The sequence below is a fragment of the Acidisoma cellulosilyticum genome (genome assembly GCF_020621385.1).
In the GTDB taxonomy this organism is placed as follows: Bacteria; Pseudomonadota; Alphaproteobacteria; order Acetobacterales; family Acetobacteraceae; genus Acidisoma; species Acidisoma cellulosilyticum.
This window is the reverse complement of record NZ_JAESVA010000003.1, coordinates 461,279-481,213: the sequence shown is the minus strand read 5'-3', so window position 1 is coordinate 481,213 and position 19,935 is coordinate 461,279. Positions and strand designations below refer to the sequence as shown.

Here is a 19,935-nt window from a genome sequence, read left to right as displayed (position 1 = left end):
CATGTCACGCTCCGTTTGGAAAGGCCCGTTTGTAGACGGGTACCTCCTGAACAAGGCCGAGGCGGCACGCGCCTCCGGCCGCAACGAAATTATCAAGATCTGGTCTCGCCGGTCGACGATTCTGCCCCAGTTCATTGGGCTGACCTTCGGCGTCTACAACGGGCATAAGTTCCTGCCCGTCCAGGTCAACGAGAACATGGTCGGGCACAAGTTCGGTGAATTCTCGCCGACGCGTACCTTCACAGGCCATTCCGCCGATAAAAAGGCGAAGCGGGGCTGATCGATGAGCAAGCCGAAACATCCCCGGTCTCTTGGTGAGACCGAAGCGCAGGCGCTGGTGAGCAATCTCCGCGTCAGCCCGCGTAAGCTGGACCTGGTCGCTGGTCTGATCCGCAACAAGCCGGCGGCCGTCGCCGTGGCGCAGCTGACCTTCAGCAAGCGCCGCATCGCGAACGACGTGCGCAAGGCTCTGCAGAGCGCGATCGCCAATGCCGAGAACAATCACCAGCTCGACGTCGATCGTCTGGTGGTGACCAAGGTCGAGGTTGGCCGTTCCATCGTGATGCGCCGGTTCCATGCGCGTGGCCGTGGCCGCGCCGCCCGCGTCGAGAAGTGGTTCAGCCACCTGAAGATCGTCGTTGCCGAGCGCGCGCAAGAAGTCGCGCCCGCCGAGCCGGAGGCCGCATAACATGGGTCACAAAGTCAATCCGATCGGTCTTCGCCTCGGGATCAATCGTACCTGGGAAAGCCGCTGGTACGCCGGGAAAGACTACGCGAAGCTGCTTCATGACGACCTGAAGCTGCGCGCGCATCTGCGCAAGAAGCTCTCCGGCGCCGGTGTGTCCCGCGTTGTGATCGAGCGTCCGGCGAAGAAGCCGCGCGTGACCATCTATGCGGCTCGCCCGGGTGTGGTGATCGGCAAGAAGGGTCAGGATATCGAGGTTCTGCGCAAGGACCTGACGAACATGGCGAAGGCCGAAGTCTCCCTGAACATCATGGAGATCCGCAAGCCTGAGATCGACGCCACGCTGGTTGCCGAGAATATCGCGCAGCAGCTGGAGCGTCGCGTGGCTTTCCGCCGCGCCATGAAGCGTGCCGTTCAGTCCGCCATGCGTCTTGGCGCCCAGGGCATCCGCATCAATTGCGGCGGCCGTCTCGGCGGCGCCGAAATCGCGCGGATGGAATGGTATCGTGAAGGCCGCGTGCCGCTGCATACGCTGCGCGCTGACATTGATTACGGTGTTGCTACGGCGAAAACGACTTATGGGACCTGCGGTGTGAAGGTCTGGATCTTCAAAGGTGAGATCCTGACCCAAGATCCGATGGCACAGGACCGCAAGGCCGCCGAACAGGCGCCGCAGCGGTAAGGATTGGACACGGACAATGCTTTCTCCCAAGCGCACGAAATACCGTAAGGCGCATAAGGGTCGTATTCACGGCCTCGCCAAGGGTAACACGCAGCTGACTTTCGGTGCTTTTGGCCTTAAGGCCATGGAGCCCGAACGCATCACGGCGCGTCAGATCGAATCCGCTCGTCGGGCGATCACGCGTTACATGAAGCGCGCCGGCCGCGTGTGGATCCGTATTTTTCCGGATGTCCCGGTTTCGCAGAAGCCCGCCGAAGTCCGCATGGGCTCCGGTAAAGGCAATCCCGAGTTCTGGGTGGCTCGGGTCAAGCCTGGCCGCATCATGTTCGAGATCGACGGCGTCACCACCGAGATCGCGCAGCAGGCGCTGACGCTCGGTGCGGCGAAGCTGCCGATCAAGACCAAATTCGTCACCCGCATTGGGGAGGCGTAATCATGGCTAACAAGTCTGCGACTGACATTCGGGCCAAAAGCCCGGATGAGCTGGAAACTCAATTGGTAGACCTGCGTCGTGAGCAGTTCAACCTGCGGTTCCAGCGTGCTACGGGCCAGTCCGAGAGTGTCGGGCGCGTGCGTGTTGTGCGACGTGAGATCGCTCGTGTGAAAACCATTATTGCGGAGCGCTCACGCGCTTCCGCCAAAGCCTGAGGAGATAAGGGCGATGTCTAAGCGCGTCCTGTCAGGGCGGGTGGTGAGCGATAAAATGGACAAGACCGTAACGGTCCTGGTCGAACGTCGTGTCATGCATCCGCTCTACAAGAAGTTCATTCGCCGTTCGAAGCGTTACGCTGCGCACGACGAACTCAATACATGCAAGCCGGGCGATATGGTGCGGATCGAGGAATGCCCTCCGATCAGCAAGCGTAAGGCCTGGTTGGTGATCGAACGGAACGGCGCGAGCCTGTCCGTGCCGGTCGAAATCACTGAAGCGCCTGCCGCTTCGGCTCAGGCCTGAGAGGGGATAGAGTAAGTGATTCATCCCGAAACCAATCTCGATGTCGCCGATAATTCCGGCGCGCGTCGCGTTCAGTGCATCAAGGTCATCGGTGGCTCGAAGCGTAAGACCGCTTCCGTCGGCGACGTGATCGTGGTTGCCGTGAAGGACGCGATTCCTCGGGGTAAGGTCAAAAAGGGCGACGTCCACCAGGCGGTGATCGTTCGCACGTCCTATCCTGTGCGTCGCGCCGATGGCAGCGCCATCCGCTTCGACCGCAACGCCGCCGTTCTGATCAACAAGCAGAACGAGCCGATCGGCACGCGTATCTTCGGGCCCGTCGTGCGCGAGCTGCGCGCCCGCAAGTTCATGAAGATCATCAGCCTCGCGCCGGAGGTGATCTGATCATGGCCGCGCGTATTCGTAAGGGCGACCGCGTCCTCGTCATCTCGGGCTCCGACAAGGGCAAACGCGGTGAAGTCACGCAGGTCCTGCCGAAGCTGAACCGTGCCGTTGTTGAAGGCGTCGCTGTCGTCGTGAAGCACCAGAAGCCCTCCCGTGCGGGTGAGCAGGGTGGCCTCGTTCGGCGTGAGCGCGCGATCGACCTGTCCAATTTGAAGCTGATCGATCCGACGAGCGATCAGCCGACCCGGGTGGGGTTCCGGATTCTGGAAGACGGCCGCAAGGTCCGTGTTGCCAAGAAGACCGGCGCTCTCATCGAAAGCTGAGGAGGCTAAAGGGTGAGCGAGACCAGGACTGTGCCGCGTTTGCAGGCACATTATAACGATGTCGTCCGCGCGAAGCTGCAGGAGGAGTTCAGCTACAAGAACACCATGCAGCTGCCGCGTCTGGAAAAGATCGTGCTGAACATGGGCGTGGGCGAAGCGGCTGCCGACCAGAAGAAGCTGGAAGCGGCCTATTCCGAGATGACGTTGATCAGCGGCCAGAAGCCGGTGAAGACGGTCGCGAAGAAGGCGATCGCGGGCTTCAAGATCCGCAAGGGTCTGCCGATTGGTTGCAAGGTCACGCTGCGTTCCGCGCGGATGTATGAGTTCCTCGACCGCCTGGTCACGATCGCGCTGCCGCGCGTTCGCGACTTCCGCGGTATCACGGGCAAGGGTTTCGACGGTCGTGGCAACTTCGCCATGGGCGTGAAGGAGCAGATCATTTTCCCGGAAATCGTCTACGACAAAGTGGACGCGATCCGGGGGATGGACATCGTCTTCGTGACGACTGCGACGACCGATGCGGAAGCGAAGGCCCTGTTGAAGGCTTTCGAGCTTCCCTTCGCGAACTGAGCTTAACAAGTCGAGATTTGGAAAACCACGGCCACCGCAAGGCGGTCGGCCGATAGGTTCCGGAGGGTAAAACAGGATGGCCAAAACTTCCCAGGTCAACCGCAATGCCAAGCGTATGCGGATGGCTGCTCGCGACAAGGTCAAGCGTGAGGCGCTGAAGTCTGTTGTTGCGGATCGGAGCATTGCCGTTGAGGAGCGCTTCGAGGCTTCCGTGAAGCTTGCGCAGCTGCCGCGCAATGGTTCGGCCACGCGCGTTCGTCTGCGCTGCGAGCTGACCGGTCGCGCTCGCGCCAACTACCGCAAGTTCCGCCTGTGCCGTATCGCACTGCGCGACCTCGCCAGCGCCGGGCAGATCCCCGGTATGGTCAAGGCCAGCTGGTAAGGAAAGGGATCACTTATGTCGATGTCAGATCCCTTAGGGGATATGCTCACGCGCATCCGTAATGCGCAGCGAGCCAACCATACTGTTTGCGTCGCGCCGAGCTCTCGCCTGCGCGCCAATGTTCTCGATGTGCTGAAGCGCGAAGGCTATATCCGCGGCTTTTCTACGGAAGAGCTTCGTCCGGGTGTCGCGCAGCTGCGTATCGAGCTGAAGTATAACGAAGGCCAGCCGGTCATTAAGGAGATCACTCGTGTCTCCCGTCCGGGTCGCCGCGTTTATTCGAAGATCAAGGAGCTGCCGCGGGTCTATAGCGGTCTCGGCGTCTCCATTCTCTCCACGCCCCGTGGCGTGATGAGCGATCAAGAGGCCCGCGCTGCCAATGTTGGCGGCGAAGTCCTCTGCCGGGTCTTCTAAGGGGGTCTGGGGAATGTCGCGCGTAGGTAAATATCCGGTCACGATCCCCTCTGGGGTTGAAGTGGCTATCGCCAACAACATCCTGACGGCGAAGGGCAAGCTGGGCTCGCTCTCGCTGCCGCTCACCGATCTGGTCGAGACGAGCGTGGCCGACGGCCGCGTCTCCGTCGAACCGAAGACGAAGGCGGCGCCGGCCCGTATGATGTGGGGCACGACCCGTGCCCTCGTCGCCAATATGGTGAAAGGCGTTTCCGTCGGCTTCTCGAAGTCCATGGAAGTGACCGGCACCGGTTATCGTGCCGCTGTTCAGGGCCCGAACCTGGTGATCAATCTCGGCTATTCGCATGACGTGGTCTATCCGATCCCGGAAGGGATCAAGATCACCTGCGAGAAGCCGACCTTGATCAAGGTCGAAGGCGTCGACAAGCGGTTGGTTGGTCAGGTTGCTGCCGAAATTCGTTCGAAGCGTCCGCCGGAACCCTATAAGGGCAAGGGCGTGAAGTACACCGACGAAACCATCCGCCGTAAAGAAGGTAAGAAAAAGTAATGAGCGCGAACCAGGATCTCCGGGTGCGTCGCCGGGAGCGTCTTCGCTTCCAGCTGCGCCAGAAGTCCGGTGGCCGGGTCCGGCTGTCGGTGTTTCGTTCCAGCAAGCATATCTATGCGCAGGTGATCGACGATGTGGCGGGCCGTACGCTCGCCGCCGCGTCCTCCCTCGATCAGGATCTCCGCAAGGATCTGAAGACCGGGGCCGATACCGACGCTGCGACCGCTGTTGGCAAGCTGGTAGCCGAACGCGCTCTTGCCGCTGGCGTAAAGGAAGTTGTGTTCGACCGTGGGTCCTATCTCTACCACGGTCGCGTCAAGGCTCTGGCCGATGCCGCCCGTGAGGGCGGTCTGGCCTTCTAAGGGGAACGAAGCAATGGCACGGGAACCGAGAGAAGGTGGTGGCCGCGGCGGACGTGAGCGTGAACGCGAACGCGAGCATGGCGATGAGTTCATCGATAAGCTGGTAACGATCAACCGCGTTGCCAAGGTGGTGAAGGGTGGACGTCGTTTCGCTTTCGCTGCCCTGGTGGTGGTTGGTGATCAGAAGGGCCGCGTCGGCTTCGGTGCCGGTAAGGCGCGTGAAGTGCCTGAGGCGATCCGCAAGGCGACGGAACGGGCGAAGCGTAACCTGATCCGCGTGCCGATGAAGGAAGGTCGCACGCTGCATCACGATGCGCTGGGTCACTACGGTGCCGGTGCTGTGATCCTGCGCTCCGCTCCGGCGGGCACGGGCATCATTGCAGGCGGCCCGATGCGTGCGGTGCTGGAAACCTTGGGCATCGGCGACGTCGTCGCCAAGTCCATGGGCAGCCGTAACCCGCATAACATGATTAAGGCGACATTTGACGCCTTGCAGCATTGCGCGAGCCCGCGCTCCGTCGCCGCCCGTCGTGGCAAGAAGGTGTCGGATATCCTGGGCAAGCGCGAGACCGCGGAGGTCGCCGATGCCGTCTGATCGCACCGTTATTGTGAAGCAGATCACCTCTGGCAACGGGCAGAAGCCCGGCCAGCAGGCGACTCTCATCGGTCTCGGCCTTAACAAGATCGGTCGCGTGCGCGAGTTGGAAGATACTCCCTCGGTACGCGGTATGATCCGCAAGGTCGCCCATCTTGTGAAGGTTGAAGAAAAGGTCTGACCCCGGTCAGATCTTAAGGATTGAACCATGAAGCTCAATGAACTGCGCGATAATCCCGGCGCGCGTCCGAAGTCGAAGCGGCTTGGCCGTGGCATCGGCTCCGGCAAGGGCAAGACGTCGGGCAAGGGCGTGAAGGGCCAGAAGGCGCGTGAGGGTGTATCCCTCAACGGGTTCGAGGGCGGTCAGCTCCCGATCTATCGTCGTCTGCCGAAGCGTGGCTTTAAGAACATCTTCCGCAAAGTCTACGCTCCGCTGAACCTCGATCTTCTCGAGCATGCGGTCAGCGCGGGCGTTCTGGACGCGAGCCAGACGATCACGGAAGCCAATTTGTTCGACGCCGGTGTCGTCAGCCGCGCCAAGGTCTCGGGCGTTCGCCTGTTGGCCCGCGGCGCTGTGACCCGTGCGTTGACCGTCTCCGTTTCCGGCGCTTCCGCGACAGCGGTTGCGGCGATCGAAGCGGCCGGCGGCAAGGTCGAGATCATCGGCGAAGTCGCCGCTTCCGAGTAATCGGTGGCCGGTTGCTGGATTTGAGAGGGGCGTCGAACCTGGTTCGGCGCCCTTTCTTGTATGTGAAGACCGGTATCATCGGCGGCCCGCTCAATCTGCGCTAGAAGGGGTCAACCTTCGCCAGAATTAGGGACAGGACCATGACCCCAAAGACCTCCGCTTTCTCAACCGTGTTCCAGCCGGGCCGCGTGGCTGTCATTACCGGTGCCGCAGGTGGCATCGGGCGGGCGACGGCCGAATTTTGCGCGACGCGCGGGATGAAGCTGGTTCTGGCGGATTTCAATGAAAGCGCGCTGCTGGCAGCGGCTGACGCGATCACGGCGCAGCATGGGACGGAGATCGTCGCGGTCCCGACCGATGTCAGCCAGCGTGCGGCGGTCGAGCGGCTGTGCAACAGCGCTTATGAGCGTTTCGGCGAGGTCGATTTCCTGATGAACAATGCCGGCCGCAGCGGCGACGGCGGGCTGTTCGGCGATCCGGCCATGTGGGACGCGATCCTGGGCGTCAATCTCTGGGGCGTCATTCATGGCGTGCAGGCTTTTGCGCCGCGGATGATGGCGGCGGGCAAGCCCACGATCATCGTCAATACCGGTTCCAAACAAGGCATCACGCAACCGCCCGGCAATACGGCGTACAATCTGTCCAAGGCAGGGGTTAAGGCCGTGACGGAGGCGCTGGCGCATGAACTGCGCAGTTCGGCCGGCTGTCAGGTGCAGGCCCATCTGCTGGTGCCGGGCTTCACCTTCACCGGCATGACCCGCGCGCCGACGGACGCGAAGCCCGCCGGCGCCTGGACACCGGACGAGGTCGTGGCCTTCATGGCGGAGCGGATGGAGGCGGGCGACTTCTACATCATGTGCCCGGATAATGACGTGACGCGCGACCTCGACAATGCCCGCATGCTGTGGTCAGCGATGGATGTGACCGAGAACCGGCCGCCGCTGTCGCGCTGGCATCCCGACTATGCCGAGGCTTTCAAGGCCTTCCTCGCCGCGCGCGGCTTGTGATGCGGCTGCCTCTGCCCGATAGTTTTCTGACTCGTTGTTAAAGGCTGAACCTATGACCGACACGCCTCCCGATCGTCTTTCCGTCAATCCCAAGAGCCCGCATTTCGACGAGGCCGCGCTGCAGCGTGGCGTCGGCATTCGGTTCAAGGGTGTCGAGAAGACCAATGTCGAGGAATATTGCGTGAGCGAGGGCTGGGTGCGCCTGTCGGTCGGCAAGTCGGTCGATCGTCTCGGCAATCCGCTGACGATGAAAATGAACGGATTGGTGGAGCCCTATTTTCGGGATGATGCCGTCGCCGAAGGTTGAGGTTGGCGGCGGCGATAAGACGGTTAGGTTTCGTCTGCGCCATGGGGTAGGTCCCCGGGACAAGCCCAGGGATGACGCAGAGAGAGATGGCCAAGCCGAGACTGTCGTCCGCGGACTTGGTTCGCGGATCTACCCGATGCCGTTAAAAATCGCGTCCTGATCATCAGACTTCAAAAACCCCGGAGCATCCCTCCGGGTTTTTTTGTAAAAATTGAGTGATCACGCGGTCATGCAACGATTTATCCGCCCCAATCTCGCCGTATTTGGCGAAAGATAGTTCCCCAAAACTCATCGTCAAAAAAACTATGGGAAAGGTGTCAAAAAACTTCCTTTGGCAGTCAGCAAAAAATCAATGGTTGCGCAACCTTGCTATTGGCTCATGGCTTTCTTAAATTTGCGCCATGACAGTTCAAATCGCACCAGACAGAATCGACGCAGTTTCCACAACACGAAAACATAAGATCAATATTTCGCCGTCAGCGCAACGAACGCTGGGGCTGACCGCCGTCGTCGCCGCCGTCTGCGGCGGTCTTTACGGATACGATACGGGGATCATTTCCGGCGCGCTGCTGCTGATTACGCGTGATTTCCATCTATCCAGCACCCAGCAGGAAATGGTCGCTTCCGCCATTCTGCTCGGCGCGGTGATCGGCGCGCTGGCCACGGGCTGGGTGTCGGAGCGGATCGGCCGGCGCCCGACCATGACGATCGTCTCAGGCGTCTTCGTGATCGGTGCGCTGGCCTGTGCCTTCGCCCCGGATGTCACGGCGCTTATTGTCGCCCGTATCTTTCTGGGTCTCGCCGTGGGCGGATCGACGCAGGTTGTACCCATGTACATCTCGGAACTCGCGCCACAGGATAAGCGCGGCCGCATGGTGACTACCTTCAATATCGCCATCGGCTTCGGCATTCTTCTCGCCAATATCATCGGCCTCTTCGGGCGCGATGCCTGGGGCTGGCGGGTGATGGTGGGTCTTGCCGCCGCACCGGCCTTCTTCGTCTTCTGCGCCAGTTTTCTTCTGCCGCGCAGCCCGCGTTGGGCGGCTGAGAATCTCGGTATTCACCGCGCCATGGACGAACTCGCGCGCGTTCGCACCTCGGAAAAGGCTGTGCGGCGCGAGGCCAAGCATATTCAGGAAGCGGCCGAATGGGTGAAGCCGCAGAATCGGGGCTGGCGCGGCCTCGGCCAGCCCTGGGTGCGCCCGGCGCTGGTCGCGGCGCTCGGCGTCGCCTTCTTCACGCAATGCGGCGGGTTGGAGATGATGATCTATTACGCGCCGACCTTCCTGCGGCAGGCGAATTTCGGTGATTCGTCAGCGCTGCTGGCGAGCCTGGGCGTTGCCATCACCTATTGCATCGTCACCATCTTGGGCTCCCGGATCGTGGACCGCGTCGGCCGTCGTCGCCTGATGCTGATCCTGGAACCGGCTTCGGCCCTTAGCCTGATCGGTCTCGGCGTCACCTTTCTGATGCATCCGGCGGCAGGGTCCATCGGCGCCTATATGACCGTCGTCTTCTTGATCCTGTTCATGATCTTCAACTCGGGCGGCATTCAGATCTGTGGCTGGCTGCTGGGGTCGGAGATGTTCCCGCTGTCCATGCGCGGCCAGGCGACGGCTTTGCATGCGGCGACGCTGTGGGGTGCGGATTTGCTCGTCACCGGCACGGCCTTGTCCCTGGTGCAGTGGATCTCGCTGGGTGGCACCATGTGGGTCTATGCGGGCGTCAATATCGCGGCCGCGCTGTTCGTCATGGCCTTCGTGCCCGAGACGTCCGGCGCTTCGCTGGAGGATATCGAAGCGGCCCTGCATGACGGCACATTCAAGCCGACACGCGGGCGGACCGTCATCGCGACCGCCGCCGATTGACGGGACAATGGGGGAGAGGCCGCAGGGCCTCTCCCTCACCGTCTCCCGGCCAAAACCTCATCGTAAACGCCGAGCGTCGCGCGTTGCAGACCATCGATCGTATAATGGTCGAGGACGGAGGCGCGGGCGCGCTGGCCCATGGCCTGCCGGTCTTCGGCCGAGGCATCGAAGGTCGCGTTCAGCGCCTCCGTCAGTGCCTGGACATCGCCGGGCGGCACCAGAATCCCCGTCTCGCCATGCGTCACCGTTTCCGCCGCACCGCCATGATCGGCCGCGATGACGACACGCTCCATCGCCTGAGCCTCAATCACCGCGCGGCCGAAGGCCTCAGGCTGCGTCGACGCTGAGACCACGACATCGGCAAGCATGAGGGCGGCCGGCATATCCGCGCAGTGGCCGACGAGCTTGATCTGTGACGTGACGCCGCGTGCGGCCGCCTGATCGAGCAGACCGCGGACAATGGCGTGCCGGCCTTGATCCGACCCCACGAAGACAGCCAGGACATCCGGCCGCTTCAGCGCGGCGAGCGCTTCGATCAGTTTGTCCTGACCTTTCCAGCGGGAAATGCGGGCCGGCAGCAGGATGATTTTCGTTTGTTCCGACAGACCCCAGGCGGTCGCCAGCCGGGCGACGCGTAGCCCGAGCCCGGCATGCGGATCGAAGACCTGCGGATCGACGCCGCGGGGGATGAGGCGAATGCGCGCCGGTGGCACGCCATGCTGCTGCTGGATCAGCTGCGCAATAAAACCGCTGGCCGCGATCACCAGTGATCCGCGCACCATCACGCTATTATAGAGCCGCTTGGCTTTCGAGGTGTCGGCATAGGTGCCGTGATAGGTGGTGATGAACGGGACACCGGTCTGCTTGCTGGCGCGCAGCACTGACCAGGCCGGGGCGCGGGACCGCGCATGGATCAGGTCGACGCGTTCGGCCTGGATCAACTGCGCCAAAGCATCTGCGTTGCGCCAGATCTTCCACGGATTCTTAGTTTTCAACGGCAGGGTAAAATGCTGACCGCCGGCGCGCTCGATCGCTGCCACAAGCCGGCCGCCCTGGCTCGCGACCAGGGCCTTGTGCCCAGCCGCGACCAGAGCCTCGACGATTTCCACCGTGCCCCGCTCGACGCCACCGCTGTCGAGGGAGGGCAGGACCTGAAGAATGGTTGGCAAGGCCTGGCTGTTACAGCGGCGCGCAGGCTGTTTGCAGCCAGGCAGACGCCGCGCCCGTCAGATGCGGGCCGATCTTGGCCAGAACCTTCGCGTGGTACTCATCCAGCCAGTCGCGTTCGGCTTGGGTCAGCAGCGGCGTCGCGATCAAGGCGCGGTCGAAGGGGGCCCAGGTGATGGTCTCGAACTCCAGGAAAGGCTTCACGCTATCCGGCCGAGCGTCGGCGGGCTGGGCGATGAGCAGGTTTTCCAGGCGAATACCGTAGGCGCCGGGCAGGTAGTATCCGGGTTCGTTGGACAGCAGCATCCCCGCTTTGATGGGGATCGGCCGCGCATTGCGCGACAGCGCCACCGGCCCTTCATGCACGGACAGGAATGCGCCGACGCCATGCCCGGTGCCGTGGTCGAAGTCGAGCCCGACCTGCCACAGCGCGTGACGCGCGAAACCATCGACATGCGCGCCGGTCAACCCTTCGGGGAAGCGAAGCCGGGCGATGCCGATATGGCCCTGCAGCACGCGCGTGAATCGCTCCCGCAGCTGATCGGGCGCGGCATCGGGACCGGTCCAGATCGTGCGGGTCACATCCGTCGTGCCGTCCAGAAACTGCGCCCCGGAATCGATGAGATAGATCTCGTTCGGCCGAATGGCGCGGTCGCTTTCGGCCGAGACGCGGTAATGCATGATGGCGGCGTGTTCGCCGGCGCCGGAAATAGCCGGGAAGCTTTCCTCGCGGAATTCCGGCAGCGCCGCCCGGAAATCGACCAGGGCCTTCGCGGCCGACATTTCCGTCTCTCGTCCGGTCGGTGCCTGGAGGGAGAGCCAGTGCAGGAAGCGGCAAAGGGCGATGGCGTCGCGCGCCTGGGCCTGGCGTGCGCCCTCCTGCTCCACAGGATTTTTGCAGGCCTTGGGCAGCGTGCAAGGATCGGCGCCCGCGATGACGGTAGCGCCGGCCGCCCGCAGGCGCTGTGCGAACCAGACGGGGGAGGCGCCGGCATCAACCCGCACCTTTGCCCCTTTCAGCGCATCCAGCGCCGGGCCGAGCGCGCCGCGCCGTTCGACGGCGACGTGATTGCCGAGACGTTCGCGGACCGCGCCGTCCAGCTTCTCCGGATTCATGAACAGGGTCGCGGTCGCGTCCGACTTGATGATGAGGAAGCCCAGCGCGATCGGCGCGAAAGGCACGTCCGAGCCACGGATATTGAGCAGCCAGTTGATGGAGGGCGGGTCGGTGATCACCGCCGCATCCTCGCCCGCCGCCTTCAGGATGGCCGCGATCTCCGTCCGTTTCTCGGCCGCCGTTTTACCGGCCAATGCCTCGGGATAGGCCATGGCGGCGCCGACAGGCTCCGCCGGCCGATCCGTCCAGATCGCGTCGACCGGGTTTTGGTCGAGCGGGATAAAGGTGACGGAGGGTGCCGCCTTGGCGATGCGGTCCAGCGCGTCTTCCGCGACCAGCAGCGGATCGTAGCCGATGCGGGCGCCGGCTTTGGCCTTCTCCTTCAGCCAATCGCCCGGCGGCTCATCGGTGACATGGCGATAGTCCCACAGATTGCCGTCCACCTCGCCGCGCACCTGGGTCACATAGCGTCCATCGATGAAAATGGCGGCTGTGTCGGCGAGCGCGATGGCCAGGCCGGCGCTGCCCGTGAAACCCGTCAGCCAGGCCAGGCGCTCGGCGCAGGCTGGCACATATTCGCCCAGATGCTCGTCGGAGCGCGGGATCAGCACGCCGTCTATGCCTGCGGCGGCGAAAGTCCGGCGCAGGGATGAAAGGCGTTCAAAAGATGACGGCATCGCGAAATTTCCGTGAAAAGATATGTGCCATAGTCATAGCCGAAACGTAACCATGCTTCTGCCGCATGTCAGCTCGAGTTTCTTGCCGCACCATGCCGCACTGCGGTCTTGCTATATCGCCGTTCAACGAATGGCCCCCAGAAACCAGGAAGGCCTTCTAAGCAAGGACATACTCCGATGAACGCCTTCATCAACACCTCTTCCACTGGCCGTGCGACGCACGGTGCCAATGCTTCCCGTTTCGGTGGTTCGGTTGCCCGCGTCGGCCGCTGGCTGCGTGACGTGAGCCGCCGCAATGCCGTCATCAACGAGCTCGACCGCCTGAGCGATCGCGAACTCGCCGATATCGGCCTGAACCGCAACGAAATCCGTAGCGTTTTCGCGCTGGCTAACCGCGACGCCCGCTAATGCCGGCGCCGTTTCAGGCTTAAAAGGGCAGATCCGCAAGGGTCTGCCCTTTTTGTTTGGAAGGCGCGTGAGATGGGCGCGGGGTCACGCCGGCGGAAGAATGGCGGCGGCATGGGCTGCGATATCGCCCGCCCGGCAGAGAAAGATATCGTCGCGAACACCAGCGATATGCGCCAGTGCCCGGCGTAGCTGCCTGAGCCGGAAGGGCTGGCCGACGATATAGGGATGCAGCGCGATACCCATCACCAGGGGCTGCGCCACGGCCTGGTCCCGCATCTCATCGAACTGGTCGATGATCATATCCGCGAAAGCCTCCGCCTCGATTTTCCGGGCGACGATCGCCGGAATATCGTTCAGCTCCTGCGGATAAGGCACCGACAGCAGTTTGCCGTCGCCGCGTGTGCGCATCCAGCCCGGCTGATCGTCATGACACCAGTTGAGCGTATAGCTGTAGCCGGCTTCCGCCAGAAGATCGGGCGTGACGGCGCTTTCCGCGATCCAGGGGCTGAGCCAGCCTGCCGGCTGTTGACCCTCGTTATGCCGGATCGCGACGGTCGTTTCCGCAATCAGCAACCGCTCATCCGCCTCGCTCATGATGCTCTGGCGTTCGGCATTGCTGCGGCCATGCCCCGCGATCTCATCGCCGCGCGACCGGAAGGGCGCCACGATCTCGGGGCAATAGTCATAGATGCTGCTGTTGAGCAGGAGCGTAGCGGGCAGGGACAGCGCGTCGAACAGGTCCAGCAACCGCCAGACGCCGACGCGATTGCCGTAGTCCCGCCAGGCAAAGTTCAGCACGTCGGGCTGCGGACCGCCGGGGGCGAGTTCCGCGCCCAATCCTTCGCCGAAGGCGAAATGCTCAAGATTGAGGCCGATATAGACGGCAAGCCTGGTGCCGTTCGGCCAGACATAATCCGGCCGGCGCGTGATCGGCGCGTAGTCGTAGCGGCCGTGGCTTGGCAGTCGCATCAGGGTTTGCGCAGCAGGAGCGCGGTCCACTGTCCTTCGGGGAAGCGTGTGTCGAGGATCAGGCCCTGACGGCGATGGGCCGCCAGCACCATGCGTTCCTGCGTCGCGAGCAATCCGGCGAGGATGGCATAGCCGCCGGGCTTCAGATGCCGGGACAGCGCATAGGCCATGGAGCAGAGCGGGCGGGCCAGGATATTGGCGAAAACGAGATCATAGGGCGCGCCGGCGCTGGTCGCGCGCGACTTCCAGCCGTCAGCCAGCGCCGGGCGGATCAGCTTGGCCACACCGTTGAGCGCTGCGTTCTGCTGCGTCACCCGCACCGACCAGGGGTCGATATCGGTGGCGATAACAGGCCGGTGCAGCAGTTTGGCGGCCGCCATGGCGAGGATGCCGGACCCGGTGCCGAGATCGAGGATCTGCCGGGGCTTGCGATGGGCGATATGCTCCAGCGCGCGCAGACAACCGCGGGTGGACCCATGCTCACCGCTGCCGAAAGCCAGACCCGCATCGACGGTCAGCGTCAGGCGGCCAAAAACCGGGGGCGCGGTTTCATGCGTGCCGCGCACGGCGAAGCGGTCGCCGATGAGCTGTTCGGGAAACTGTTCCAGATTGCGGGCAAGCCAGCCGTCCGCTTCCGTGGGCTGGCGTTCCAGCGGAATATCATAGCCCGAGAGGCCGGACGCCAGCAGCAGGGCCATGGCCAGTTCATCGTCACGGTCGCCGATCGGCTTGACCGCTTCCAAGCGCCAGGGGCCTTCATCCTCATCGCGGAAGAAGCCGACGGTCGGGCAAATGCTGAGCAGCGCCTGCTCGTAGAAGGGCAGCGCCTCCTCAGGGACGAGGAGGGAGACGGTTTCGAGCGGGGTCGCGCGGCGGGCCATCGCAGGGTCTTTCCGGGTCAGATATCAGGCGCGTTCGACGAAGGTGTCGAGCACGCGCTTTTCGCCCGATTGCTCGAAGGCGATGTCGAGGCGGTTATCCTCCACCGCCAGCACGGTGCCGTAGCCGAATTTCTGGTGGAAGACGCGGGCGCCGACGGGAATGCTGTCCTGCCGCGCCGGTCGGGCTGTCTGTTCCCAGGTGCCAGGCGATTGGCGCGGGCGCGTGGCGTTGAGCGCGAAAGCGCCCGAAAAGACCGGCGGCGCATTCAGGCGCTGTAAGCGCTCGGCCCGCGCGGCGCCGCTCTGCTCCACGTGCTCCTTCGGCAATTCCTCGATGAAGCGGCTCGGCACGCTGCTCTGCCAATTGGCATAGATGCGGCGATTGGCGGCATGGCTGATGATGGCAAGCTTGCGGGCGCGGGTGATGCCGACATAGGCAAGCCGGCGCTCCTCCTCCAGCCCCTTCAACCCACTCTCGTCCATGGAGCGTTGGCTGGGGAAGAGCCCTTCCTCCCATCCGGGCAGAAAGACCGTGTCGAATTCCAGCCCCTTGGCGCCATGCAGCGTCATCAGGCTGACGCGATCGGTCACCGTGCTGTCTTCATTCTCCATCACCAGCGCGACGTGATCGAGGAAGCCGGCCAGGCTTTCGAAATCGGCCAGCGCGCGGATGAGTTCCTTGAGGTTTTCCAGCCGCCCCGGCGCTTCCGGCGACTTGTCGGTCTTCCACATCTCCGTATAGCCGCTTTCGTCCAGCATGGTCTGGGCGGTGACGACATGACCGTCACGGGACAGCAATTCCCGCCAATTATCGAAACCGTGCAGCAGGGCGTTCAGTGATTCGCGGACTTTCCCCTTGATCAGGCCGCCGGCGATCATCCGTCCGGCGGCGGCCATCAGCGGCACATCATGCGTGCGCGCATGCATGTGCAGGTTGCGCAGCGCGGCATCACCGACGCCGCGACGCGGCAGGTTGACGATGCGCTCGAAAGCCAGATCGTCGGAGGGCTGCGCGATGAGGCGCAGATAGGCGATGGCATCGCGAATTTCCGAGCGCTCGTAGAAACGCTGACCGCCGACGATGCGGTAGGGAATGCCGACGGTGATCAGCCGCTCCTCGAAGGCGCGGGTCTGAAAGCCGGCGCGGACCAGAACGGCGATTTCGGACAGTTTATGGCCGTCGCGCCGCAGTTCCTCCATGCGGTTGCCGATCGCGCGGGCTTCCTCGTCCGAATCCCACAGGCCCAGAACCTGCACCTTCTCGCCATCGGCCTCGGTGCGGCCGGACCGCAGCGTCTTGCCCAGGCGGCCTTCATTATGCGCGATCAAACCCGAAGCGGCGCCGAGGATCTGCTTGGTCGACCGGTAATTCGATTCCAGACGCACGATGCGCGCGCCGGGAAAGTCCTTCTCGAAGCGCAGGATATTTTCTATTTCCGCGCCGCGCCAGGAGTAAATTGACTGATCATCGTCACCGACGCAGCAGATGTTCTGATGCGATTGCGCGAGCAGACGCAGCCACAGATACTGAACGAGGTTGGTGTCCTGATACTCATCGACCAGGATATAGCGGAACATGCGATGATATTGCGCCAGCACGTCCGGGTGGCGGCGCAGGATTTCCGTCACATGCAGCAGCAGGTCGCCGAAATCGGCCGCATTGAGGCTGCGCAACCGCGCCTGATAGGCCTCGTACAGTTCTTCCGCGCGGTTATTGGCGAAGTCGCTGCTCTCGGCCGCCGTCACGCGGTCGGGCGTCAGCCCGCGATCCTTCCAGCGCTGGATGATCGCCATCAACCCCTGCGGCTGCCAGCGTTTGATATCGATGCCGGCGGCCTGCATCAGCTGCTTCAGCAGCCGCAATTGGTCGTCGGTATCGAGGATGGAGAAATTCGACTCCAGCCCGACCAGCGCCGCGTGTCGCCGCAGGATGCGGGCGCAGAGGGAATGGAAGGTGCCGAGCCAAAGCCCGGCCACCGGCTGGCCGAGGATGCCGCCGATGCGTTCCTGCATCTCGCGCGCGGCCTTGTTGGTGAAGGTGACGGAGAGCACCTGACCCGGTCCCGCCCGGCCCGACATGAGGATATGGGCGAAGCGGGTCGTCAGCACCCGCGTCTTGCCGGTGCCGGCGCCGGCCAGCACCAGAAGGGGGCCGTCGAGCGCTTCGACTGCGGCGCGTTGCTCGGAATTCAGCCGGTCGAGATAGTCACTCACGCGGCCGAATTCTCCTCCGACCTCATCGCAGGCGCTTCCGGCCGCACGCCCAGGATATGGGCGATGGCATAGGTCAGGTCCGGCCGGTTCAGGGTGTAGAAATGGAATTCATCGACGCCATTGGCCTGCAGCAGACGCACCTGCTCGGCCGCGACGACGAGGGAGACCATGCGCCGCGTTTCCGGGTCCGCGTCCAGGCCTTCGAACATGACGGCCATCCAGCCAGGGATGGCGGTGCCGCACATTTCGCTGAACTTCACCGCCTGGGCGAAATTCGTGACCGGCAGGATGCCGGGGACGATGGGGGCCGTGATTCCGGCGGCCAGGCATTTATCGAGGAAGCGCAGATAGGTCTCGCTGTCGAAGAAAGCCTGGGTGATGGCGCGCGTGGCCCCTGCGTCCAGCTTGCGCTTGAGATTGTCGAGATCGGCCTCGGGCGAGGCCGCCTGCGGATGGACTTCCGGATAGGCCGCAACGCTGATCTCAAAATCAGCGACGCGCTTCAGGCCTTCGACCAGTTCGAAGGCGCTCTGATAGCCTTCCGCGCCGACATCCGTCTGGCCCGGCGGCAGATCGCCCCGCAACGCCACGATATGGCGGACGCCGCTGTCCCAGTAGCGCGCCGCGATCTCATCGATCTCGCCACGGGTCGCACCCATGCAGGTGAGATGGGCGGCCGGGATCAGTGCGGTTTCCCGCACCAGCTTGATCACAGTTGCGTGTGTTCGCTCTCGCGTGCTGCCGCCCGCTCCATAAGTGACTGAGACGAAACGCGGGTTCAGCGTCTCCAGCCTACGGATGCAGGACCAGAGCTGGGTTTCCAGCGCCTCGGTCTTGGGCGGGAAGAATTCGAAGGACAAAGCCGGCGCAGGGCTGCCGCCTTCGGGCAGCGGCAAGGCGCCGAAGCGGGGGCCGCTCAGCCAGCGTTCCAGGGCCGGACGGGCCATGCCGCTATTGTCCAGCAGGGAAGTACGGGGGGTGAGAGGAAGGTTCATCAGTCAGGACTCGTCATGCGCGTCATCAGTCTCATACGGTAAATCTCCGTGGCAGTCTCGTGCGGTTCATGCAAGACGGCGGTGACGGGATGGGCCGCCCTGGCCCGGGTCGTCGGTCGCGGGGCAAGATCGGTTTTGCGCCGCGACGATTTTGCTCTAGGTCTGGTCCCAAAGCTGCTCGAAGGTATGTAAGTGCTATGACCGTTGTGAACGAGGGGGTTGCTGCGTGACATCCAGGATCTGGGCCGCTGGACTGATGGCGGCTGTTCTGCTGACGGGTCTCGCGGGATGTGCCACCAAGCCGCCGGCGTCTGACCCGGAGGCATTGGCAGCCTATAAGCAGAATGACGATCCGCTGGAGCCGATGAACCGCAAGCTATATGCGGTGAACAACGCGCTCGACACCTATGCCATGAAGCCGGTGGCGCAAGGCTATGCCTATGTCGTGCCCCGGACGGTGCGCAATCATATCGGCAATGTCCTGGAAAACCTGCATACGCCGGTCGTTTTCTTCAACGACATTCTGGAAGCCAAATCCCGCCGTGCGGGTGACAGCCTGATGCGCTTCGTCGTCAACTCCACGCTCGGTGTCGGCGGCATTTTCGATTTCGCGACCGGGATGGGCTGGCCCTCGCATGAGGCGGATTTCGGCATCACCCTCGCACTTTGGGGCGTGAGCAGCGGACCCTTCCTGTATCTGCCGGTCCTGGGCCCGTCCGGTCCGCGTGACGCGGCCGGCTTCGGCGTCGGCATCGTCTCCGATCCGTTCTTCTGGATCGGTCAGGGCGCGATCGTGACCGACCTGGGCTATGCTCGCACGACGCTGACCATCGTGAATACGCGTGCCGAGCTTCTGAAGCCGATCGACGAGGTCAAGCGCATGGCGCTCGATCCCTATGCGACCTTCCGCAGCCTCTATCGCCAGCATCGTGACGCCGCCATCCAGGCTGCCCGCGACGATAACCGCCATACGATTCCAGCTTGGTATCCGCAGCCGGCAGCGACGCCGGCGACGCAGAACTGAGCCTGAAACGAGCTTAAGGACCCGGAGACGAAGATGCGCATCCGCCGCCGTAGAGTGATGACTTTCCTTGCCACCGCGATGCTGTTGGCCGGCTCCTTGGCTGTGAGCGTGCAGGCGCGGGCCGACGATGTGTCCCAGGCCCGGGAGCTGATCCAATCCACATGCTCGCAGCTTCTGGGCGTGATCAACTCGTCCCAGGGTGATGCGCAGAAACAGGCCGCGATGCAGCAGCTGGTGCGCGGTGCGGTCGATGTCGACGGCGTCGCGCACTTCGTTCTCGGCCGTTACTGGCGTGTCGCGACCCCGGCCCAGCAGCAGGATTATATGCAGACCTTCCGGCAGCTGCTGGTCTATGCCGTGACCGGCCAGGCCAGTTCCTTCCAGGGCGCGAAATTCACCATGGGCCAGGCGGCGATGCGCGACGTCGGTATCGTGGTCGATACCGACGTGGTGGTTCCCGGCAAGCCGGAGGCCCAGGTGCAGTGGGTGGTGGCGACGGTCGGCGGCAAGCCGAAGATCATCGACATCCTTGCCGAAGGCACCAGCCTGCGGTTGACCGAGCGTAATGATTACGCCGGCGTCATTTCCCAGCATGGCGGGCAGGTCCAGCCGCTGCTGGACGCCATGCATCATCAGTTGGCGCGCTTCCAATCCAACGCGGCGGGTTGATCGCGCCTTTCCGCAAAACTGCGCCTGACGACTGATAAAAAGCCA

At 63.3% G+C, this 19,935-nt stretch carries 28 protein-coding genes; 22 read left to right on the top strand and 6 right to left on the bottom strand.

The window, feature by feature from the left end; genetic code table 11:
- The first annotated feature begins 1 nt into the window (after position 1).
- The 19 genes from rpsS (at position 2) to ACELLULO517_RS10945 (ending at position 9,769) form a co-directional block, all read left to right on the top strand.
- The gene (gene rpsS / locus ACELLULO517_RS11035; protein ID WP_227307419.1) at positions 2-280 is read left to right on the top strand and encodes a 30S ribosomal protein S19; all 279 of its coding nucleotides are present in this window, start codon (positions 2-4) and stop codon (positions 278-280) included.
- Positions 281-283: 3 nt separating this feature from the next.
- Positions 284-688 carry a 50S ribosomal protein L22 gene (rplV, locus tag ACELLULO517_RS11030; RefSeq protein WP_227307418.1) on the top strand — a complete coding sequence of 135 codons (405 nt, stop codon included), beginning with the start codon at positions 284-286 and terminating at the stop codon, positions 686-688.
- Between the two features lies 1 nt (position 689).
- Positions 690-1,367, top strand: coding sequence for a 30S ribosomal protein S3 (rpsC, locus tag ACELLULO517_RS11025; RefSeq protein ID WP_227307417.1), 678 nt, complete (start codon positions 690-692; stop codon positions 1,365-1,367).
- A gap of 16 nt (positions 1,368-1,383) precedes the next feature.
- Positions 1,384-1,800, top strand: a complete 417-nt coding sequence (gene rplP, locus ACELLULO517_RS11020) for a 50S ribosomal protein L16 (RefSeq protein WP_227307416.1) — start codon at positions 1,384-1,386, stop codon at positions 1,798-1,800.
- A 2-nt stretch (positions 1,801-1,802) separates the two neighbouring features.
- Entirely contained in the window at positions 1,803-2,015 is a 213-nt protein-coding gene (gene rpmC / locus ACELLULO517_RS11015; RefSeq protein WP_227307415.1) for a 50S ribosomal protein L29, read from the top strand.
- Between the two features lie 13 nt (positions 2,016-2,028).
- Positions 2,029-2,322 carry a 30S ribosomal protein S17 gene (gene rpsQ / locus ACELLULO517_RS11010; RefSeq protein ID WP_227307414.1) on the top strand — a complete coding sequence of 98 codons (294 nt, stop codon included), beginning with the start codon at positions 2,029-2,031 and terminating at the stop codon, positions 2,320-2,322.
- A 15-nt stretch (positions 2,323-2,337) separates the two neighbouring features.
- Complete coding sequence (gene rplN, locus ACELLULO517_RS11005) at positions 2,338-2,706, top strand: 50S ribosomal protein L14 (protein WP_227307413.1); 369 nt, start codon at positions 2,338-2,340, stop codon at positions 2,704-2,706.
- Between the two features lie 2 nt (positions 2,707-2,708).
- Positions 2,709-3,029: a 50S ribosomal protein L24 gene (gene rplX / locus ACELLULO517_RS11000; RefSeq protein ID WP_227307412.1), complete on the top strand. Its 321-nt coding sequence runs from the start codon at positions 2,709-2,711 to the stop codon at positions 3,027-3,029.
- 12 nt (positions 3,030-3,041) lie between these two features.
- Positions 3,042-3,599, top strand: a complete 558-nt coding sequence (gene rplE, locus ACELLULO517_RS10995) for a 50S ribosomal protein L5 (RefSeq protein WP_319796422.1) — start codon at positions 3,042-3,044, stop codon at positions 3,597-3,599.
- 76 nt (positions 3,600-3,675) lie between these two features.
- Entirely contained in the window at positions 3,676-3,981 is a 306-nt protein-coding gene (gene rpsN, locus ACELLULO517_RS10990; protein ID WP_227307411.1) for a 30S ribosomal protein S14, read from the top strand.
- A gap of 15 nt (positions 3,982-3,996) precedes the next feature.
- Entirely contained in the window at positions 3,997-4,395 is a 399-nt protein-coding gene (rpsH, locus tag ACELLULO517_RS10985) for a 30S ribosomal protein S8 (RefSeq protein ID WP_227307410.1), read from the top strand.
- A gap of 13 nt (positions 4,396-4,408) precedes the next feature.
- Positions 4,409-4,942, top strand: coding sequence for a 50S ribosomal protein L6 (gene rplF, locus ACELLULO517_RS10980; protein WP_227307409.1), 534 nt, complete (start codon positions 4,409-4,411; stop codon positions 4,940-4,942).
- On the top strand, positions 4,942-5,304 hold the full coding sequence (rplR, locus tag ACELLULO517_RS10975) for a 50S ribosomal protein L18 (RefSeq protein ID WP_227307408.1): 363 nt from the start codon (positions 4,942-4,944) through the stop codon (positions 5,302-5,304). Before rplF ends, rplR begins: the two co-directional genes overlap by 1 nt.
- A 13-nt stretch (positions 5,305-5,317) precedes the next feature.
- Positions 5,318-5,899 carry a 30S ribosomal protein S5 gene (gene rpsE, locus ACELLULO517_RS10970; RefSeq protein ID WP_227307407.1) on the top strand — a complete coding sequence of 194 codons (582 nt, stop codon included), beginning with the start codon at positions 5,318-5,320 and terminating at the stop codon, positions 5,897-5,899.
- Positions 5,889-6,080, top strand: coding sequence for a 50S ribosomal protein L30 (gene rpmD, locus ACELLULO517_RS10965; protein WP_227307406.1), 192 nt, complete (start codon positions 5,889-5,891; stop codon positions 6,078-6,080). Before rpsE ends, rpmD begins: the two co-directional genes overlap by 11 nt.
- A gap of 27 nt (positions 6,081-6,107) precedes the next feature.
- Complete coding sequence (rplO, locus tag ACELLULO517_RS10960; RefSeq protein WP_227307405.1) at positions 6,108-6,587, top strand: 50S ribosomal protein L15; 480 nt, start codon at positions 6,108-6,110, stop codon at positions 6,585-6,587.
- 140 nt (positions 6,588-6,727) lie between these two features.
- Positions 6,728-7,594 carry an SDR family NAD(P)-dependent oxidoreductase gene (locus tag ACELLULO517_RS10955; RefSeq protein ID WP_227307404.1) on the top strand — a complete coding sequence of 289 codons (867 nt, stop codon included), beginning with the start codon at positions 6,728-6,730 and terminating at the stop codon, positions 7,592-7,594.
- A gap of 52 nt (positions 7,595-7,646) precedes the next feature.
- Positions 7,647-7,901: a DUF3297 family protein gene (locus tag ACELLULO517_RS10950; protein WP_227307403.1), complete on the top strand. Its 255-nt coding sequence runs from the start codon at positions 7,647-7,649 to the stop codon at positions 7,899-7,901.
- A gap of 401 nt (positions 7,902-8,302) precedes the next feature.
- Positions 8,303-9,769 (top strand): sugar porter family MFS transporter, encoded by a 1,467-nt coding sequence (locus ACELLULO517_RS10945; RefSeq protein ID WP_227307402.1) that lies wholly within the window; start codon positions 8,303-8,305, stop codon positions 9,767-9,769.
- Positions 9,770-9,804: 35 nt separating this feature from the next.
- Here ACELLULO517_RS10945 and ACELLULO517_RS10940 read toward each other — a convergent pair whose 3' ends face one another.
- Positions 9,805-10,938 (bottom strand): glycosyltransferase family 4 protein, encoded by a 1,134-nt coding sequence (locus ACELLULO517_RS10940; RefSeq protein WP_227307401.1) that lies wholly within the window; start codon positions 10,936-10,938, stop codon positions 9,805-9,807.
- A 10-nt stretch (positions 10,939-10,948) separates the two neighbouring features.
- Positions 10,949-12,730 carry an aminopeptidase P family protein gene (locus ACELLULO517_RS10935; RefSeq protein WP_227307400.1) on the bottom strand — a complete coding sequence of 594 codons (1,782 nt, stop codon included), beginning with the start codon at positions 12,728-12,730 and terminating at the stop codon, positions 10,949-10,951.
- 177 nt (positions 12,731-12,907) lie between these two features.
- Between ACELLULO517_RS10935 and ACELLULO517_RS10930 the strand changes: the two genes are divergently transcribed.
- Positions 12,908-13,138, top strand: coding sequence for a DUF1127 domain-containing protein (locus ACELLULO517_RS10930; RefSeq protein WP_227307399.1), 231 nt, complete (start codon positions 12,908-12,910; stop codon positions 13,136-13,138).
- Between the two features lie 84 nt (positions 13,139-13,222).
- Here the strand turns inward: ACELLULO517_RS10930 and ACELLULO517_RS10925 are convergent, their stop codons facing one another.
- The 4 genes from ACELLULO517_RS10925 to metF are packed head-to-tail and all read right to left on the bottom strand — an operon-like array spanning position 13,223 to position 18,149.
- Positions 13,223-14,107, bottom strand: a complete 885-nt coding sequence (locus ACELLULO517_RS10925) for a polysaccharide deacetylase family protein (protein WP_227307398.1) — start codon at positions 14,105-14,107, stop codon at positions 13,223-13,225.
- Positions 14,107-14,988, bottom strand: coding sequence for a 50S ribosomal protein L11 methyltransferase (locus ACELLULO517_RS10920; protein ID WP_227307397.1), 882 nt, complete (start codon positions 14,986-14,988; stop codon positions 14,107-14,109). The genes ACELLULO517_RS10925 and ACELLULO517_RS10920 overlap by 1 nt, the downstream gene beginning before the upstream one ends.
- Positions 14,989-15,012: 24 nt before the next feature.
- On the bottom strand, positions 15,013-17,202 hold the full coding sequence (locus tag ACELLULO517_RS10915) for an ATP-dependent helicase (RefSeq protein ID WP_227307396.1): 2,190 nt from the start codon (positions 17,200-17,202) through the stop codon (positions 15,013-15,015).
- Positions 17,199-18,149 (bottom strand): methylenetetrahydrofolate reductase, encoded by a 951-nt coding sequence (gene metF / locus ACELLULO517_RS10910; protein ID WP_227307684.1) that lies wholly within the window; start codon positions 18,147-18,149, stop codon positions 17,199-17,201. The genes ACELLULO517_RS10915 and metF overlap by 4 nt, the downstream gene beginning before the upstream one ends.
- A 274-nt stretch (positions 18,150-18,423) precedes the next feature.
- On the opposite strand from metF, the gene ACELLULO517_RS10905 reads away from it, so the two are divergent.
- Positions 18,424-19,221, top strand: a complete 798-nt coding sequence (locus ACELLULO517_RS10905; protein WP_227307395.1) for an MlaA family lipoprotein — start codon at positions 18,424-18,426, stop codon at positions 19,219-19,221.
- Between the two features lie 33 nt (positions 19,222-19,254).
- Entirely contained in the window at positions 19,255-19,890 is a 636-nt protein-coding gene (locus tag ACELLULO517_RS10900) for an MlaC/ttg2D family ABC transporter substrate-binding protein (protein WP_227307394.1), read from the top strand.
- Positions 19,891-19,935: the final 45 nt, after the last annotated feature.